We start from the raw sequence: 17,060 nt of genomic DNA, 5'->3' as shown, positions 1-17,060 counted from the left end.
GGGAGGCGGAGGGCGGCGTGGGGCGCTCAGGGCCTGGTGAGGGCCGCGGCTGCCGCCGTCAGGGCCGCCGTGGTGTTGCCGCCGGACACGACGGCGACCGAGCGGCCGGTGCCGCGACCCGCGCGGATGGCCCCGGCCAGGGCTACGGCCCCGCTGGGCTCGGCCTCGAAGCCGCGGCGCCGCAACAGGGCGGCGGCGGCCAGGACCTCGGCGTCGGACACCGCGATCAGGTCGTCGACCCGGTCCCGGACGATTGGGTACGGCACCGCCCCCGGCTGCTGCCCGCGCAGCCCGTCCGCGACGGTGCTGCCGGGCGCCAGCCGCACGGGACGCCCCGCGGCCAGCGAGCGGGCGTAGCGCGGCGTACAGGCCGGCTCCACGCCCACCACCCGCACCGGGTGGCCGTCCGCGGCCAGGCACACCCCGGCCAGCAGCCCGCCCCCGCCGACCGGCACGTACACGGTGTCGGCGTCCGGAGCGTCCGCGAGGATCTCCAGCCCGACCGTGCCCTGTCCGGCGACCACGAGCTCGTGGTCGGAGGAGGGCACGAGGACCGCGCCGGTCTCCGCGGCCAGTTCCGCGGCCCGCAGGTCCCGCTCGGCGACTCCGCCCGGTACGCCGACCGTTCGCCCGCCGAGCGCCTGGATCAGAGCGGCCTTGGCGGGGTGGGCCCCACCGGCCAGCACCACGGTCACCTCGGCGCCCAGCGACGCGGCCAGCCGGGCCAGCGCGATGCCGTGGTTGCCGGAGGACCCGGCGACGATCCGGCGCGCCCCGAGGGCCAGGACGGCGTTCGCGGCGCCGCGCAGCTTGAACGAGCCGCCGTACTGGAGGTGTTCGGCCTTGAGCAGCAGCCGCCAGCCGGCCCGCCGGCGTCCGGTGGCGGGTAGGCCCGGCAGTAGTGGGGTGCGTCGGACGTGGCCGGCGATCCGTGCGGCGGCGGCCTCCACGTCGGCCCGGCCGGGCGTCGCGGGTGGTGCCGGGGGCGTCGCGGAAGCGGTGGTGGTGGCGGCGGTGGTCACGGTCGGCCTCCGGTCCGGGAGAGGGCGCGGCGGTCGGCCTTCCCGCCGCGGGTGGTGGGCAGCCGGTCCAGGCGGGCGAAGCGGCGCGGCATCAGGTGCGGGGGCAGCGTGCCGCCCAGGTGGGCGCGGAGCGCGGCGTCCGTGGTGTCCGCCAGGTCCCCCGTGAGGTGGGCGACGAGGAACACCCGCCCCTGCCCGTCGGTGTCGGAGGTGACGACCGCGCCCGTGACCCCGGGATGGGCCAGCAGCGCGCCCTCGACCTCGGCCGGGTCGACGCGGTAGCCGCGGATCTTGACCTGCCGGTCGGCGCGCCCGTGGAACTCCAGCCCCTGCGGACCGTGGCTCGCCAGGTCACCGGTCCGGTACAGCCGGGCCCCGGGCGGCCCGAGCGGGTCCGGTACGAAACGCTCGGCGGTGCGGGCCGGCAGCCCCCGGTAGCCGCGGGCCACCCCGGCCCCGCCGATGTACACCTCCCCGGCGGCCCCGTCGGGCACCGGCCGCAGGCCGGCGTCGAGGAGCCGTACGACGACCCCGTCGATCGGCGTGCCGACGACGTCGGCCAGGACGTCCGGCTGCCGGGCGGGCACGGCGTACCGGGTCGAGGTCATCGTGCACTCGGTCGGGCCGTACTGGTTGACCAGCGCACCCCCGATCAGATCCCGTCCGCCCGCGGCCAGGAACGGCCGCAGCGACTCGCCGCTGGACACCACCAGCCGCACCCCGGCGAGCAGCCCGGCCGGGTCCGGCTGCCCGGCCAGGAACGACAGGAAGGACGGGGTCACGCTGAGCAGCGCCGTCACCCCGTACGCCCGCACGGCGGTGCCGAACTCCTCTGGCCGCAGCAGCGCGGACCGCGGTAGGACCACCAGCCGGCCCCCCGCCAGGAGCGGGGCGAAGGTGTCGCGGACGGAGGCGTCGTAGCCGAGCGGGGCGACCTGGAGGGCCACGGTGTCCGGGCCGAGACCGTAGTCCCGGACCAGGAACCGCAGGTAGGAGTCCAGGCCGCGGTGCTCCACCAGCACGGCGCTCGGCTCGCCCGTGCTCCCGGAGGTGTGGCTCACGTACGCCAGCGCCCGCTCCCCGACCGGGCCACCGGGGCCACCGGGGTCGGCGGGGCCACCGGGGTCGGCGGGGCCACCGGGGCCAGCCGGCCGGGCCGGGTCGGCGGGCCCGGCCCCCGGCGCCGCGTCGAGCAGCACCGGTGGCCCCGGGACGGGCAGGTCCAGCCGCGCCGCCAGGGCCGGGGTGGTCAGCAGCAGCTCCGCGCCGCCGCTGCGGGCGAGCGCGGCCAGCCGGGCCGGGGGCTGCTCCGGGTCCAGGCCCAGGAACGCCGCCCCCGCCCGCACCACGGCGGCGGGGCCGACCACGGCGTCCGGACCGCGTTCCACCGCCACCGCGCACACCGTCTCCGGACCGGCCCCGCGGGCCCGCAACACCGCCGCCAGAGCGTCGATCCGGGCAGTCAGCTCCCCGTACGTCGTCTCGCCGTCCGGCGTGGTGACCGCGATCCGGCCGGGTGTGCGGGCGGCGTGCGCGGCGATGTCGTCGACGAAGGTCCGCATCACGCACCCGCCCCGCCGCCGAGCCCGCCGCCGGGGCCGCCGCCGAGCCCGGGGCCGGGGCCGGCCACCGTCTGGTCGACGGCGACGAACCGCAGCTCGGAGGTGTAGGCCCGGCCCTCGTCGTCGGTCAGCCAGGCCTGCTCCGGCGTGGGCAGCATCTCGCTGACCTTCAGCCGGGCGGCCGGGTTCCTGCGGGCCAGCCGGCGGACCGCCTTCGCCAGGATCGTCAGGTACACCGGGCTGTCGAAGTCGACGTAGAACGGCCGGGGTTCGGCCGGGGAGACGACGAACACGAACCGGGGCAGATCGTGCTCCCGCTGCCACTGCCGGGCCCGCACGTACCGGCTCGCCTCGGACTTCTCGCCGGAGAAGGCGAGTTCACCGGCCGGGAACGTCCACGTCTCGCGGGCCACCACCATCCGGTCGATGCTGATCCGCGGCGTGTGCCCGCCCTCGGGGCGCAGCGTGAAGCGGTCCATGACGCGCTGGGTGAGGGTGTTGGCGTACACGTCGAGCAGGTCGAACACGGCCCCGTCGGGCAGCACCGCGACCAGCGTGCCGTCCCGGTCCTCCACCGCCACGTCGGCGCAGAGCACCGTACGCGGCCGGTACGGGTCGCCGGTGTCGTCGACGAGGGAGACCGCGTAGTCCTGCGGCCGGTCCAGCGAGGGCCGGCTGCGCGCCGACCACTTCAGCGGCAGCTCCTTCGGCAGCATCGGCAGCAGCCGCGGCCCCGGGAAGTCGCGCGTGGTCTCCGCGATCAGCTCCGCGCGGTCGGGGTGCTGGTGGACGAAGAGCGAGGCGCCCATCGTGTTGAGCGCGCTGTGCATCTCACCGAGGACCAGCTCGAAGTCGCCCCGCGCCACCGCGTCCGCGTCCTCGGCGAGCAGCAGCACGTCCGGGCTGAACCAGCGGGCCAGCGACCATCCGTTGCCGGGCTCCTCGAACTCCTCCCGCACCCGCTCGGCGATCCGCGCCGAGGGCACCTGCACCCGGCGGGCACCGGTCCCTTCCGGTAGGTCGAGGATGCGCGCCCACTTGGCGCGCAGCTCGGCCTGGATGCCGTCCAGGTCGCGGTCCGCGTCCGGGTACGGGGACGGCAGCGAGCCCAGCCACATCTGTCCGAGGTCCACCCGGCCGCCGCCCGCGGCCAGCCGCTCGTACACGACGCGCAGGTGGCCGCGGACCCGGTCGGCGAACCGGTTCGTCAGCCAGCGCGCCGAGGTCAGGCACAGGGCGAGCGGGGTCAGCTCGTCCAGCAGGGACCGGCCCAGGGTGGCGGTCGCCGCCCGCCGGCAGTCGGAGTACACCAGCCCCCGGCACGGCGCCGTCCGCTCGCCCTTGGAGCGCTGGGCGCCGGTAGCGGTCAGCGCCGCGAAGTCCGCTTCCAGGGCGCCGATCGCCCCGGTCAGCGCCTCCACGTCGGTGCCCGCCGCCTGCACCGCGTCCCGGCCCCGCTCCAGCACGGCCAGCTTCTCCAGGGCCCGTTCGCGCAGCCGCCGGTCGCCGATCCGCTCCAGGACGGTGCGCAGCTCCCGCTCCGGGTGGGTGCCGGTCGGCACCTCCAGGCGCCAGTGCACCCACCGCTTGGCCAGCAGCCCCTCGACGGTCGCGGCGGCCTCGGCCGCGGGGATGCCGAGCGCCCGCGCGATCGCGCTCACCGGCCGGGTCCCGTCGCACAGGTCCAGGACGGCGCGGGCGGTCTCGCCCAGGGGCTGCGGCGGCCGGCCGGGCAGGTGCACGGCCCCGCCCTCGACCCGGACGAAGGACCTCCGGCGCGGCGGGATCCACGCCCGCAGCGCGGGGTCCGCGTTCAGTGACTTCGCGAGCGCGTCGACGGCCCAACCGGCGAAGTACACGCGGGAGTCGGCGAGGAAGCCCTCCCCGGGATCGACCCGCACCCCGTCCGTGGCGGCCGGGTCCCAGCGGCCCCAGCCGACGGGTCCGAAGAACCCGATGGTGTCGTTCTTGACGCAGAACCGCTGCCAGTAGTGGGCGACCAGTTCCTCGCGCTGCCGGGGCATGCTGGTGCGGCCGGCGGCGGTGGGCGTCCAGTTCAGGAACGGGGCGATGCCGGTCCGCAGCACGGCCGGGTTCTGCCAGGCCACGGCGGCCCGGAAGCGCGGCGAGGCCGCGATCCCCTGGAGCAGCCGGGCGGTGCGGACGGCACCCTCCTCGAAGGCCTCGGCGAAGGCGTCCCACTCCGGCCCGGCGAGCGGATCACCCGGCCCGAACTTGTCCGCGGCCAGGCCCAGCCCCGGCGGTGCCGTGCGCAGGACCCCCTCGGCGGGGAAGCCCGGGCCGCGGAGGGCGAAGTGCTCCCACAGCCGCCACCCGCCGGTGGGCAGGTACACGTTCTCCGGTGTGTCCGACATGGCGGAGCTCCTTCCAGCCCGAGGGGGTGGCCTGGCCGGTGGCGCCTGCCGCCCCCGGCACCTGCCGGAACCTCTCGGACGCCACCCCGGCTGCCCGGAACACTGCCGCCGCCCGCACCGCGGCCGCCAGGGAAGGAGCGGCAGCGCCGTCCGCCGGTCCTGCTGCGCGTTTGTCCCTATGGCAGGGACCGGACCGGGCGGCAGGGTGGGACCCGCTGACCGATCGAGTGCCAAGTGCGGGAGGACCGACTGCGATGAGTGACACCGACACCGACCAGGGCCGCTACCGGGTCGTGCACAACGACGAGGAGCAGTACTCGATCTGGCGGGCGGACCGCGAACTGCCGGCGGGCTGGCACGACGAGGGCACGGCCGGCACCCGGCAGGAGTGCCTGGACCACATCGGCCGCGTGTGGACCGACATGCGCCCGCTGAGCCTGCGCCGCAGCCTGGCCGGGGCGGCCGGCGCCTGACGGGGGACGCCGGCGCCTGACGGGGGACACGGACGCCGCCCGGTGTGGCTGAGGCGCGGGGGAACCGAGCCCCGCCGCCGGCGGCAAGGGGTCGGGCCGGCCGGACCGCTACGTCCGGCCCGCCCGACCCGCCCCGACGGGAGGGGCGGCGGATGCCGTCGCGTCGGCCGCAGCGACCGTGCACCGGGGCGGCCGCGTGCGGAGACGTTCCCCTACCCGTCCCGTCCGCCGTACCGGATGTGCGGCTCCGCCGCGTGGCGGGGCCCGCCCTTTGACCCCGGTGCGCCCGAGCGCCCCGCGGGACCGATCGCGCCCCGCGGGACCGATCGCGCCGCGCGGGACTGATCGTGCCGCGCGGGACCGATCGCGCCTCGCCGCGCGCCCCTGCGGCTACGCGCCGCCCGGCAGCGTCGCAAGGTAGTCGTCGAGTGTGTGGCTCGGCGTCCAGCCCTGGGCGCGGGCGCGGGTCAGGTCCAGCACCACGGTGTGGGCCAGTTGGTCCACCGCGTAGCGGCTCAGGAGCGGTTCGCCGCCGCGGGCCAGGGCCTCCGCGGCACGGGCGGCCGTACGGGCCAGGGCCGGCGGCAGGTGGCGGATGCGGGCCGTGATGCCGTGGGCGCGCAGCACCCGTCGTACGGTCGCGTCGCGCGCGTACGGCTGCGCGTCGGCCACGTTGTACGCACCCGGCGCCCAGCCGGTCGCCGCCAGCGCCGCGTCGGCCAGGTTCTCCACCGCCGTCAGGCCGAGCAGGACGTCCGGGCCCGGCAGGAACAGCGTCCCCGCCCGCACCCGGGACACGATGCGGGGCAGCAGGGTCGTGTCCCCGGGCCCGTAGACCGCCCGCGGCCGGAGCACCACCGCCCCGGCGGCGAGGGCCAGGGCCTCGCCCTCCGCCTTGGTCCGCCCGTACGCGTTCAGCTGGCCGGCGCGCGGATGGTCCTCGCCGACCAGGCTGCGGTCCGGGCGCGGGTCGTACACGCTCGCGCTGCTCACCCACACCACCGGCCTGCCGCCGGCAGCCCGCAGCAGCCGCTCGGTGCCGCCGACGTTGACGGCGTGCATCTCCGCCTCCGCCGGTGAACCGGGCGCCGGATCGCCGACCGCCGCCGCGCAGTGCACGACGAGGTCGACCCCGGTCAGGTCGGGGAGCTCCCGGGCGGCGTCCCAGAACCGGTGCTCCCCGACGGGACCGGGCCTGCGGCCCACGCACACCACCTCCGCCCCGCGGGCGGCGGCCGCCCGGGCCACGTGCCCGCCGCAGAAGCCGCTCGCCCCCGTGACCGCGATCCGGATCATGCGCCCGCCGCCTTCACGGTCAGGACCCGCCAGCCGGGCAGGGCCGCCCGCCGGTCCACGCGGGCCCGGACGACCTGCGGCCGGTACGGGGCCAGCGCCGCCAGGACGTCGGCCAGCTGGGCCCGGGCCAGCCGGGCACCGGGGCAGGCGTGCGGGCCGGCGCCGAACACCAGGTGGGCGTCGGCCGGAGCGGCCGGATCCAGGGCATCGGGGTCGCGCCGGTGCGCCGCGGCGGCGTGCCGGGCGACCAGCAGCAGCCGGTCGCCCCCGCGCACCGGGCAGCCGCCGACGCTGCCGTCCGCGGCGGCCACCCGCGGCAGCACCGGCGAAGCCGCGGTCACCCGCAGCAACTCGTCGGCCAGCCGGGGCAGCAGCGCCGGGTCGGCGGCCTGCTCCCACAGCCCGGCGTCGGCACACCAGGCCACGGCCCGGGGCAGCGCGGCAACCGTGGTGTTGACGGCAGCCACCGCCACCATCGCCCCCAGTGCCCCCTCCACACCCCGCCGGACCTCCCCGCCGGTGCCGATGCCGGCGCCGGTACCGGGACCCGCATCCACAGTGGGGCCCGCGCCCGAACCCGAACCTGCGCCCGAACCCGAACCCGAACCCGCGCCCGGGCCCCCGGCGGCGCCCGGGCCTGCGCCCGCACCCGTGCCCATGGCGGCACCCGCGCCCGGGACAGGGCCCGCGCCCACGGCGGCACCCGCGTACGGGCACGCGTCGGTGGCGGGGGCCCGGCCCGCATGCGTGGCGGGGCCGGGGTGCGTGCGCGTGGGCGTGCTCGTGCCCGTGACGATGGCCCGCCCCGCGGGCGAGCCCGTGGCCGGGCCGGAGCCGGCGGCCCTCCCCGCTGGGGCCGGCGGGGTGTGTCCGCCACCTGTCGTGGCTCCGCCTCCGCCCAGCAGGTCGCGCAGGGTACGGGCCGTGCGGGCGGCAGCGGCCGCCGCGCCCGGGCGGGGGAGGCCCGGCAGGTGGTCACGGACCGAGGCGGCCGCCGCGTCGGCGGCCGCGCGGGCCACCGCCACCGGTTCCGCGTCCGTGCCCAGGAGCTCGCAGACCACCGACCCGGACAGCTCCCGGGCCAGGGCCACCAGGTCCACCTCGCCTCCCGCGGCGAGCGGCGCGAGCCGCTGCTCCAGCAACGGCAGCCACCGCGCCCGCAGTTGCTCCACCCCGGCCGCGCCGAGCCCGTCGGCGAGGGAGCGCCGGTCCGCCCGGTGGCCGCCGCCCTCCTGGTCGAAGAGCACGCCCCCGCCGGGGGAGCCCGCCCCGGCCAGCGCGTCGCGCGCCGCGCCGCCGGTGGTGCCGGCGGCCGTGCGGTCGAGCGGGAGCCGGGTCAGGGCCTCCCGGTAGGCGGCCGCGTCGTGGACCAGCAGGGTCCGCCCGAGCCGGCGCACCCCGCGCCCGCCCCGCGTCGCGGCGAGGAGTCCGAACAGCAGCGGGTGGCTCCGCAGGTACACCCTCCGGTCCCGCCGCCGGGCCGCCGCCGCGTCCCCGCCGGCCACGCCGGTCCGCGCCGCCCGCGCGGCGGTCTCCGACGCGTCGGCCACCGTACCCGTACCCGTACCCGTACCCGTACCCGTACCCGTGCCCGTGCCCGTGCCCGTGCCCGTGGCCAGGCCTGCGCCTGTGCCCGGGCCTGCGTCCGGGCGGGTCGCAGGGCCGGTCATCGGGTGCCTCCGAGGCGGGAGGCGGCCAGCGCTGCGGCTGCCGCGCGGTCCGGCTTGCGGGACCGCCCGGACAGCGGGACCTCGGCGAACACGACCGCGTCGGGCCGGGCAGAGCCCATCCGCCGCAGCGGATCCGCCAGCGCGGCCCGCAGCTCCGGCTCGGCGGCCCCGTGCCGTGGCTGTACGACGGCCACGAGCCGTTCGTCGCCCGCCGCCTCCGCCGTCCCGCCGGCCGGGACCCCGACGAGCACGGCCAGCTCCACCCCCGGCACGTGCAGCGAGGGTTCGTACAGCCCCGGGTAGATGTTCTCGGCGCGGCGCAGCACCATGTCCTTCGTCCTTCCTTCCAGCACGATCCGTCCCGTCCCGTCCAGCCGGGCGCGGTCCCCCGTCCGCACCCACGGGTCGGGCTCCTCGCCCAGGTAGCGGTGCCGGGCCGCCGCCCCGGCCAGCAGCAGCTGCCCGTCCTCGTCCGTCTTCGCCGCCACGCCCGGCAGCGGGGCCCCGACCAGGTCGCCGGGTCCGTCGTACGCGGCCTTCTCCGCCGCCTCCACGGCGGCGGCCGGGAAGAGCTCGGTCAGTGCGTACACCCCCCAGGCCTGGTCGGCGCCCGCATCCCGTACGCGGGCCAGCAGTTCGGCGCCGGCCGGCGCCGAGCCCGTCCACACCCGGCCCCGGAACCGGGCGTCCTCCCGTAGCGCGTCGCGTAGTTGAGGGGGCGTCAGGTAGGTGTCGGCCGGCTCCAGGCGGTGCAGCTGCCGGGCCAGGACCCGCGGGGACCGGGCGGGCAGGGCGACCGGGGCGCCGCGGGTGAGCGCGGGTACGAGCACGAAGAAGGTGCCCCCGAGCACCGGCCGGCCGTCGTCACGGAGGCCCCCTGCCTCCCTTGCCTTCCCCGCCTCCCCGGCCCCCGTGAACAGGGCGCTCACCGTCTCCATCCCGGCGGCCAGGCTCGCCCGCGTGTGCACCACCGCCCGCGGCTTCGAGGTGGTCCCCGAGGTGAAGACGATCACCGCGTCGGCCTCGCCGGCCACGGCGGCTCCGCGGCCCGCCGCCCCGGCCGCCGGCCGGGGCGCCCGCAGGTCCAGCGCCGGCGCGCACCCCGGGAGCCGCCGCCCGACGGTGGCCACCGGCCCGCCGAGCGCGGCCAGGTCGGGCAGGGCGAGCCGGGCCCTGCGGGCCAGTGGCCGGGCCCACCCGGCGACGGCCTGCGCGGCCGCGTCGGCCACCACCAGCGAGGGCCGGGCCAGGGCCAGCCGGGCCCGCAGCACGTCGGGCCCGGCCCCGGGGTCGAGGACGGCCCCGCGCAGCCCGAGCCGCCACAGGGCCAGCAGCAGGGCCAGCGCCCGCGGCCCGGGCCGGACGGCGACGCCGACGGTGTCCCCGGCGCGCAGCCCCCGCGCGTGCAGGGCGGCGGCGTACGCGTCGGCCAGGTCGGCGAGTTCGCCGCAGCGGGCCCGCACCCGGGGCGCGCCCGTACGGGAGGCGGTCAGGACGGCCGGCCGCTCGGGGCGGCTGCGCAGGGCGTGGTCGAGTCGGTCGAGCATCAGCGGGGGTCGTCCGTTCCGTGCGGGCCGCTGCCCTGGTCGAGGTACCAGCGGGCGGTGCCGAGGATCCCGTACGCCCGCAGCCGGCGCGTGGAGTTCTCCACGACCATGGACCGGCAGCGGCTGATGCGGTCGGTGTGACGGCGTACGGCGTTCAGGAAGAGCCGGTCGGTGGGCGACGGGCGCCGCGGCATGCCGCCGACCGCCAGGTACAGGTCGGCGGTGATGGCCATGTTGTTCCCGGCGTGCATCCGGTACGGGGCCCGGAACTCGCCCCGCCGCACGTGCTGCGGCCGCAGCCGTCCGAACAGCGCCGCGAGGGAGACCAGGGCGGTGAACCCGGCCCGGCCGAGCGGCCCGTGCTCGTCCCGCCGGGCGGTGATCCGCCCGCACACCAGGCCCGGTCGGGCCGTCAGCGCCGCCCGCGCGGCCCCCGCCCAGCCGGGGCGGGGGATGCAGTCGGCGTCCGTACGGGCCAGCAGGGTCGCGCCCTGCCCGATCGCGTACCGGAAGCCGGTGTCCACGGCGGAGCCGACGCCCTTCTCCGGCTCCTCCAGCACCCGCACCGGGAACGGCGCGCCCGCCGCGAACTCCCGGGCGAGGTCCCCGGTACGGTCCGTGGAGGCGTTGTCGACGACCAGCAGCGTGAAGTCCCGGTCGCGCTGCGCGGCGAGCGCGGCGAGCGTGTCGGGCAGCCGGGCCTCCTCCTGGTGGGCGGGCAGCACCACCCACAGCGCGTGCCCGCCGCTCACGACTTCTCCCAGACCATCGTCATAATGCTGATGCCGCCGCCCAGCCCCACGCACAGCACCCGTTCTCCCGGGGCGAGTTCCGCGAACACCCGGTCCAGCTGGACGCCGATGCTCGCGCTCGCGATGTTCCCGAGCTCGGGCACCGTCACCACCAGCTTGCCGGCCGGCACCCCGGTCAGCTCCGCGAACCGCTCCAGGTACGGCACCGTCACCTGGTGCACCAGCACCTTCGCGACGCCGTCCCAGTCCAGGCCCGTGCGGTGCAGCGTCCGGTCGATGACCGCCGTGCCCACCTTCTCGAACACGCCCCGCAGTTCGTGCCCGTCACCGCGGAAGTAGGTGTACGCGTCCCCGCGCGGGTGCCGCGACCCGCCGCCCGGGATGCCGCCGACCTCCCAGTGCTCCGAGTGCGTCTCGGTGTCGACGTCGAGGATCCCGCCGCGCTCCACCGCTTCCACGACCACGGCCGCGCCCGCATCGCCGAAGGTGTACCCGGCGAAGCCTTCGCGTAGTTCGGCGAGGCTGCCCGGCGCGTACTGCACGGCCCGGCTCGGGGTCTCCCCGGTGACGACGAGGGCCCGCCGGGCCCGCCCGGCCAGGATCATCGCCCGGGCCAGGTCGACGCCGTTGATGAAGCTGTTGCAGGCGTTGGTGACGTCCAGCGCGTGGGCCCGCGTCCCGAGCTCCGCCTGCACGATGTGCGCGGTGGCCGGCTCGACCATGTCGCGGGACGCGGACGCGAACAGCAGCAGGTCGATGTCGGGCCCGGTGAGCCCGGCCGCGTCCAGTGCCCGGCGGGCCGCGCCCGCGGCGAGCGTCGACGCGTACACGTCGGGGCCGGCGACCCGGCGGGAGCGGATCCCGGTGGCCTGCGTCAGCAGCCTCGGCGGCAGCGCGAGTCCGCTGCGCCGCGCCACCTCCTGCTGGAGGGAGTCCGAGGACAGGATCTCCTCGGGCAGCATGCTGCCGACGGCGGTGATGCCGGCGGCGCGGGGCTGCGGTCCGTACGACTGAAGGAACATGCCCCCACGATGGCAAGGCGTCCGCGGCCCGGACCTGAGTACGGATGCTCAGATCGCACGCGCGTGCGCACCGCTTCGCCCTGAGTACCCCGGCCCGCTGATCACGTCCAACGGGAGGACAGGGGCGGCCGGTTTTCGTAGGGTGAAGGGGGCAGACCACGGGAGGGGCCGCATGGGCCAGTTGGCAACACGCCAGTTACCGCAACTGGCGCAGTACCGGACCGACGCGGTGACCCGCCACCTGTGCGCGGGCGCCCACCTCGACGAGGGCTTCGCCCGCGAGGCCGACACCGAGCTCACCGCAGACCGGCTGGGCGCCATCGGCCTCACCCTCGGCATCGACCTGATCGCACTCGCCCGCCACGCCCGCGCCGCGGTCCGCCGCATCGACGTCCGGGACCGGCTCCTGGCCTGGATCTGCGTCGGCTGCGTCTGGGCGGCCGTGCCGACCCTGCTGTACGCGGCGGTCGCCGGCCCGGCGGTCCTCGGCTACGCGGCCGGATCGGCGATCGTCCTCGGCTACGGCAGCGCCTGGTGGCTCGTCCACCGCGCCGAGAGCGAGGCCCGCCGGGCGGCGCTCGCCGTCGAGCACGGCTCCGACCGGGCCGCCGACCTCGCCCCGCCGGTCGAACCCGAGGCGGAGCAGCGGCTCCGGGAACAGAAGAAGGCCAACGTCGTCCCCTACACGGCGAGCGCCGAACGCACCAACCCCTTCGTCGGCAGCGGCTCGAAGCTCAAGGAGATGGTGTGGCAGCCCATCGACGTCAGCCGGCCCGCCGATGACCCGGCGGGCGGCGGCAAGCTCACCATCAAACCGTTCGACGCGATCGACCTGCACACCTTCGTCGCCCGCGAGATGGAGAACATCGCCGGCCTCAAGGGCCTGCGCGTCCGCAACCGGCTGTACGTGATCGGCAACCACGTCCCGTACGTCACCGAGCTGCTCCCGGACCCGCTGCGCATGCCCCGTTCCCAGATCCCCAAGCAGCTCGTCCAGGCGGGCCTGGTGCAGTCCGGCGCCGGCATGCGCACCTACCTCAGCCTGGAGCGCGCCGGCGAGGGCGGCCGCGCCATCGTCTCCATGCACCTGCGGGCCCGCCTCCAGCACCCGAGCCTCACCTGGGAGGTGTCCGCGTACGGGATCCCCCCGCTGCAGGGCCGCTTCGACCGGGTGAACCAGCTGCCGGTGACCGGGTTCGAGCGCTGGTGGAGCCTGGTCTCGTACGCGACCGGCGCGACCCTGTCCCTGCTGCTCGGCGCCCCCGGGCGGGTCTCGCGCCGGTCCTCGGAGCGGCGCCGGCGGGCCCGCACCCTGGAGAAGTGGCGCCGCGAGATCGACAAGCGGCACCTGCTGTACGACTACGGGGCCGTCGACAGCATCCGCGAACGGGTGTCCGACTGGAGGCAGTTGGGCTTCTCGGAGCGCACCGACTCGCAGGACTTCCTGCAGCGCCTCCAGCAGGGCGTGCTGATAGCGACCGAGCGGTTCCTGAAGGACCACAACGTCGACACCAGCTCCTACGACCAGGCGCAGCAGGTCATCAACACCCACACCTACAACTTCCAGGGCGACATCCACGGCCCGGGCAACTACGGCCCGGGCGGCACCATCAACGGCCCCGGGCCGGGCCCGGGCGGCCACCCGTAGGGCGGCGGCCAGGGCCCGTCGCACCCCTGAGCCCCTGACACCCGCAGCACGAGGAGAACAACCGCATGGGCGGCAACTACACCTTCAACGGCAACGTCAACGGCCCCGCCAACTTCGGGGACAACGGCGTCATCAACGTCGGGCAGCAGGACACCGCCGCCCAGACCCTCCACCTGGCGACCCAGCTCGCCCAGTGGCTCCGCGACCAGGGCGCAGCCCCGGCCCGCATCGAGGCGGCGGAGGTCCTGCGCGGCGAACTGGACCGCGCCGCGCAGGAGCGCCGCCCCGCCGAACCGGGCCTGATCCGCCGCTCCCTGGAGACCATCACCCTGGGCCTGGGCGCGGGCAGCAGCGGCTTCACCCTCGCCCAGGAGATCGGCCGCCTCGTCACCGGCGGCTGACTCCGCGCCCCCGGGGGCGGGCCCGGCCCGAACCCCGGTCCGGTCCGGACGGCCCGCTACGTCGACCGGACGACGGCGCGGGCACCGCCGAAGTCGAGTTCCAGGCCCGAGCGCAGCGGGACCGTCTGGCCCGGGTCGATGCGCTGGGTGGTGCCGTCCGCCCGGGTGCCCGTCCACGCGGTGGCCGACCGGTTCGCGAGGCCGAACCGGCCCGGCCTCTGCGGGTGTTCGGTCAGCTGCGCGACCAGCGTGGTGTCGCCGTAGTCGTGCCGGGCCGGCTCGGGGGCCAGGTGGTGCGCCTGCACCCGCGAGGACCGGTGCAGCAGGATGTGGTGCTCGGTGCGCGGCGGGGGAGTGGTGAGCACCAGCCGGGGCGGCAGCACCAGCGTGTTTCCGCAGCCCCAGCAGGTCCCGGGGGCGGCGGACCGCGGCTCGGTCATGTTCTGCCGCCCGCAGTGCGCGCACTCCACCACCGCGTCGTACACGGCCCGCAGGGTGTCCCGCCACTGGCCCTCCCGGACCCGGGCGGCCGGGTCGTGCAGGCCCGTGGTGAAGTTCTTCGTGAACAGGTCCCGCAGCGAGGCCGGGGCCGCCGCCCAGGTGGCCAGCACGGTCTGCTGCTCGGCCGGGTCGGGGGCGTTGGACCGGTCCTGCGGGTCGAAGACGAACAGCGGCTGCTTCCCGTACAGCTTGCGCTCGGCGGCCTCGTCCAGGCAGTGGATCGCCAGCTCCCGCCGCCCCTTGAGCGGGTGGTGGTTCATCAGCAGCATGAACAGCAGCACCGACAGGGAGTGCAGGTCGCTCTGCGTGCCGGGCGTGGCCCCCGGGTCGCCGCGCACCAGTTCGGGCGCCATGAACTCCATGGTCCCCGAGATGCCGGTGCTGTCGCCCTCCACCACCGCGTTGTCGTTGTCGCAGACCAGCACGTCCCCGGTGGCCGGATCGAAGAAGATGTTGCCCCAGGAGATGTCCCGGTACGCGATCCCCCGCGAGTGCAGCGCCTGGTACGCCTCCACCGTGTACAGGCAGGCCTTGAGCAGGGCCCGCGTCGAGGTGCGCAGCTGCCGCCGGAACAGCAGGGGCAGGCCCTTGAACCGGTCCGGCCGGATGTCCATCAGGTAACCGAAGCCGCCGCGCCCGTCGGCCACGAAGTCCAGGGGCCACAGGAAGCGGTCGTCGTCGAAGCCGCGGCCCACCAGCTGGCGGACGATGGCTTCCTGCGCGGGCGTCGCGCACGCCGGGTAGTACCACTTGAGGGCCTGGTCCCCGGCCGGGGTCCGGACCCGGTAGACCTCGCCCTGGCCGCCGGCGCCGAGCAGGTTGAAGACGTCCACGGCCATGCCGCCGTCGGTCGTCAGCCGGGTGCCGCTGTCGAGCATGCCGCTCATGTTCCACTCCCGTGCGGGTCTTCTGTCGTTGTGTCGGGGCCGGCGTCCGCCATTCCTCCTGCGGCCCCTTCCGCGGTGCCGTCGGCCGCCCCGGGGGACGGCGACGGCACCGGCGGTGCCGGTTCTGGTACGCCGTCGGCCGCCGCGGCCGTGTTCCAGGCGGCGACCAGCGTGGTGTCGTCGCCGGAGTGCTGCGAGGCCCGGCCCAGCCAGCCGGGCAGCACGGCCCGGACGGTGGCCGCCCCCTCCGCCGTCAGCCGGTCGTCCAGCCCGGCCATGAACTGCAGGAAGCCCCGGTCCGAGGCGAAGCTCTTGGACAGCCCGTCGGTGGAGACCGCGACCATCCGGGGCGTTCGGGAGGGGGCCGTGACCGGCGCCCAGTGGGTCCGTACCCGCAGCCAGGCCTCCGGGGTGCACAGCGACTCCGTCTCGTCGCCCAGGTCGGCCTCCACGGGGGCCAGCGGCACGCTCACCCGCCCGTCGTCCCCCACGACGGTCAGCTCGCCGTCGCCGAGCTGCCAGGCCGCGAAGACGCGGGGGGTGAGCACGGCGCCGACGAGGGTGCTGCCGTACAGCAGCAGCTTGTCCTCGTCGGTCAGGCCCGGCTCCTCGTGGGAGCTGGTCCGCGCCCAGTTGCCGAGTACCCGCTCCCGCCAGGCGGCGACGAGCTGGCGGGGGAAGGTGTGCTCCGCGTAGTGCATCAGCCAGGCCAGGCTCGGCGGCCGTTCGTCGCCCCGCGGCCGGGCGAGCGCCCCGAACTGCCGGGCCTGCTCGACGAACAGGTCCACCGCGAACCGGGACCCGAGGTGGCTGCGGGCGTGCACCGCCGACCCGTGGCCGTCGGCGACGGCCAGGATGAGCGGTTCCTCGTCCGTCCCGTACCCCAGGGCGTCGCAGTAGTCCTGGTTGCGGGTCTTGTTGACGCCCTGCACGCTCTGGCGGAGCGTCTCCCACCGCCGCCCGGGACCCGAGGGCGGGGGCGGCGTGGGCGGGACGGGAGGGACGGGTGGGACGGGGGGTGGCACGGGTGACACGGGGCCGCTCACCACACGTCGTCATCGTCGTCGTCGAGCACGGGCGGGGCGTACGGCGGCTGCTTGACCATGCCGTCCCCGGCGCCCGCCACCGGCTGGGAGGCGGCCTTGACCGCCGCCGTCGACGCCCAGCGGATCGCCGCCGCAAGCTGCTTGGGGCTGTTCGCGTCGAGCGGCTGGAGCTCCGGATTGCCGAGGAACTCCTGGAGCACGGTGCGGTCCGCGTCCGCGCCGATCGCGATGGCCACCCGTACGGCCTTGCGCCCCCACGGGGTGGCGTCCACCGCACGCAGTCCGGCCTTCCAGTCGTCCGTCGGCACCCCGTCGGAGACGAGGGCGAGGACCGGCTTGAGGGCGCGCTGCGGCATCGGCGGGGTGTCCAGCTCCCGCGCCACCAGCTGCAGGGCCTCGCCCAGGTTGGTCATGCCGTCGACCTGGACGTCCTGCCAGGTGAAGGTCTCCACCGGCACCGGGTCCTGGTGGTGCCAGCGCGCGGTCGTGGAGAACGTCATCGTCCGCAGCAGCAGCTGGGCCGCCGGATTGTCCTGCGCCACCGAGCGCATCTCCGGAACGGCCTCTCTGATCGCGTAGTTGAGCTGGCCGATCTTCTCGCCCTGCATCGAGTACGAGCAGTCGAGCAGCCAGATGAAGTGGACCGGCCGGTTCGCCATCGGCCCGCCGGGGATGTCACTCACTGCTGATCTCCTTCAACTCCCAAAGCCATTGGGGTACGTACTGCACGAGCGCCGCCAGCCCGGCGGCCGCCGTCATCGCGACCGCCACCACGAGCAGGGTCAGCATCAACCGCCGCCCCCGCACGATCTGCGGTGTCACCATGGGGTGTTGCTCCTTCCAGCGACCCTAGCCAGT

15 protein-coding genes are annotated in these 17,060 nt (G+C 76.6%); 3 read left to right on the top strand and 12 right to left on the bottom strand.

Features of this window, described 5'->3' with window-relative positions; genetic code table 11:
* Nucleotides 1-26: 26 nt before the first annotated feature.
* Genes ACFVGY_RS21325 through ACFVGY_RS21315 form a run of 3 tightly spaced genes read right to left on the bottom strand, consistent with a single transcriptional unit; the run spans nt 27 to nt 4,959 of the window.
* Nucleotides 27-1,022 carry a threonine/serine dehydratase gene (locus ACFVGY_RS21325; protein ID WP_385679644.1) on the bottom strand — a complete coding sequence of 332 codons (996 nt, stop codon included), beginning with the start codon at nt 1,020-1,022 and terminating at the stop codon, nt 27-29.
* Nucleotides 1,019-2,584, bottom strand: a complete 1,566-nt coding sequence (locus ACFVGY_RS21320; protein ID WP_385679642.1) for an amino acid adenylation domain-containing protein — start codon at nt 2,582-2,584, stop codon at nt 1,019-1,021. Before ACFVGY_RS21320 ends, ACFVGY_RS21325 begins: the two co-directional genes overlap by 4 nt.
* Complete coding sequence (locus ACFVGY_RS21315; protein WP_385679640.1) at nt 2,584-4,959, bottom strand: lantibiotic dehydratase; 2,376 nt, start codon at nt 4,957-4,959, stop codon at nt 2,584-2,586. Before ACFVGY_RS21315 ends, ACFVGY_RS21320 begins: the two co-directional genes overlap by 1 nt.
* A 254-nt stretch (nt 4,960-5,213) precedes the next feature.
* On the opposite strand from ACFVGY_RS21315, the gene ACFVGY_RS21310 reads away from it, so the two are divergent.
* Entirely contained in the window at nt 5,214-5,432 is a 219-nt protein-coding gene (locus tag ACFVGY_RS21310; protein WP_385679638.1) for an MbtH family protein, read from the top strand.
* Between the two features lie 390 nt (nt 5,433-5,822).
* Here the strand turns inward: ACFVGY_RS21310 and ACFVGY_RS21305 are convergent, their stop codons facing one another.
* The 5 genes from ACFVGY_RS21305 to ACFVGY_RS21285 are packed head-to-tail and all read right to left on the bottom strand — an operon-like array spanning nt 5,823 to nt 11,719.
* Complete coding sequence (locus ACFVGY_RS21305; protein WP_385679636.1) at nt 5,823-6,728, bottom strand: NAD-dependent epimerase/dehydratase family protein; 906 nt, start codon at nt 6,726-6,728, stop codon at nt 5,823-5,825.
* On the bottom strand, nt 6,725-8,398 hold the full coding sequence (locus ACFVGY_RS21300; protein ID WP_385679634.1) for a cytochrome P450: 1,674 nt from the start codon (nt 8,396-8,398) through the stop codon (nt 6,725-6,727). The genes ACFVGY_RS21305 and ACFVGY_RS21300 overlap by 4 nt, the downstream gene beginning before the upstream one ends.
* Nucleotides 8,395-9,945, bottom strand: coding sequence for an AMP-binding protein (locus ACFVGY_RS21295; protein WP_385679632.1), 1,551 nt, complete (start codon nt 9,943-9,945; stop codon nt 8,395-8,397). Before ACFVGY_RS21295 ends, ACFVGY_RS21300 begins: the two co-directional genes overlap by 4 nt.
* Nucleotides 9,945-10,697, bottom strand: coding sequence for a glycosyltransferase (locus ACFVGY_RS21290; protein ID WP_385679630.1), 753 nt, complete (start codon nt 10,695-10,697; stop codon nt 9,945-9,947). Before ACFVGY_RS21290 ends, ACFVGY_RS21295 begins: the two co-directional genes overlap by 1 nt.
* Entirely contained in the window at nt 10,694-11,719 is a 1,026-nt protein-coding gene (locus ACFVGY_RS21285; RefSeq protein ID WP_385679628.1) for a 3-oxoacyl-ACP synthase III family protein, read from the bottom strand. The genes ACFVGY_RS21290 and ACFVGY_RS21285 overlap by 4 nt, the downstream gene beginning before the upstream one ends.
* Nucleotides 11,720-11,891: 172 nt before the next feature.
* Between ACFVGY_RS21285 and ACFVGY_RS21280 the strand changes: the two genes are divergently transcribed.
* Complete coding sequence (locus ACFVGY_RS21280) at nt 11,892-13,367, top strand: hypothetical protein (RefSeq protein WP_385679626.1); 1,476 nt, start codon at nt 11,892-11,894, stop codon at nt 13,365-13,367.
* Between the two features lie 65 nt (nt 13,368-13,432).
* Nucleotides 13,433-13,768: a hypothetical protein gene (locus tag ACFVGY_RS21275; protein ID WP_385679624.1), complete on the top strand. Its 336-nt coding sequence runs from the start codon at nt 13,433-13,435 to the stop codon at nt 13,766-13,768.
* A gap of 56 nt (nt 13,769-13,824) precedes the next feature.
* Here the strand turns inward: ACFVGY_RS21275 and ACFVGY_RS21270 are convergent, their stop codons facing one another.
* The 4 genes from ACFVGY_RS21270 to ACFVGY_RS21255 all read right to left on the bottom strand — a co-directional run bounded on the left by ACFVGY_RS21270 (nt 13,825) and on the right by ACFVGY_RS21255 (nt 17,027).
* The gene (locus ACFVGY_RS21270) at nt 13,825-15,156 is read right to left on the bottom strand and encodes a protein kinase (RefSeq protein WP_385679622.1); all 1,332 of its coding nucleotides are present in this window, start codon (nt 15,154-15,156) and stop codon (nt 13,825-13,827) included.
* Nucleotides 15,153-16,088, bottom strand: a complete 936-nt coding sequence (locus tag ACFVGY_RS21265; protein ID WP_385679620.1) for a PP2C family serine/threonine-protein phosphatase — start codon at nt 16,086-16,088, stop codon at nt 15,153-15,155. Before ACFVGY_RS21265 ends, ACFVGY_RS21270 begins: the two co-directional genes overlap by 4 nt.
* Nucleotides 16,089-16,198: 110 nt before the next feature.
* Complete coding sequence (locus tag ACFVGY_RS21260) at nt 16,199-16,861, bottom strand: tellurium resistance protein (RefSeq protein ID WP_360638105.1); 663 nt, start codon at nt 16,859-16,861, stop codon at nt 16,199-16,201.
* A gap of 16 nt (nt 16,862-16,877) precedes the next feature.
* Nucleotides 16,878-17,027, bottom strand: coding sequence for a hypothetical protein (locus ACFVGY_RS21255; RefSeq protein ID WP_385679618.1), 150 nt, complete (start codon nt 17,025-17,027; stop codon nt 16,878-16,880).
* Nucleotides 17,028-17,060 lie beyond the last annotated feature (33 nt).

The organism is Streptomyces sp. NPDC127106 (genome assembly GCF_042677605.1).
Lineage (GTDB): Bacteria > Actinomycetota > Actinomycetes > Streptomycetales > Streptomycetaceae > Streptomyces.
Note: the sequence above shows the minus strand (reverse complement) of the source record. Positions and strands in the feature narration are given on the sequence as shown.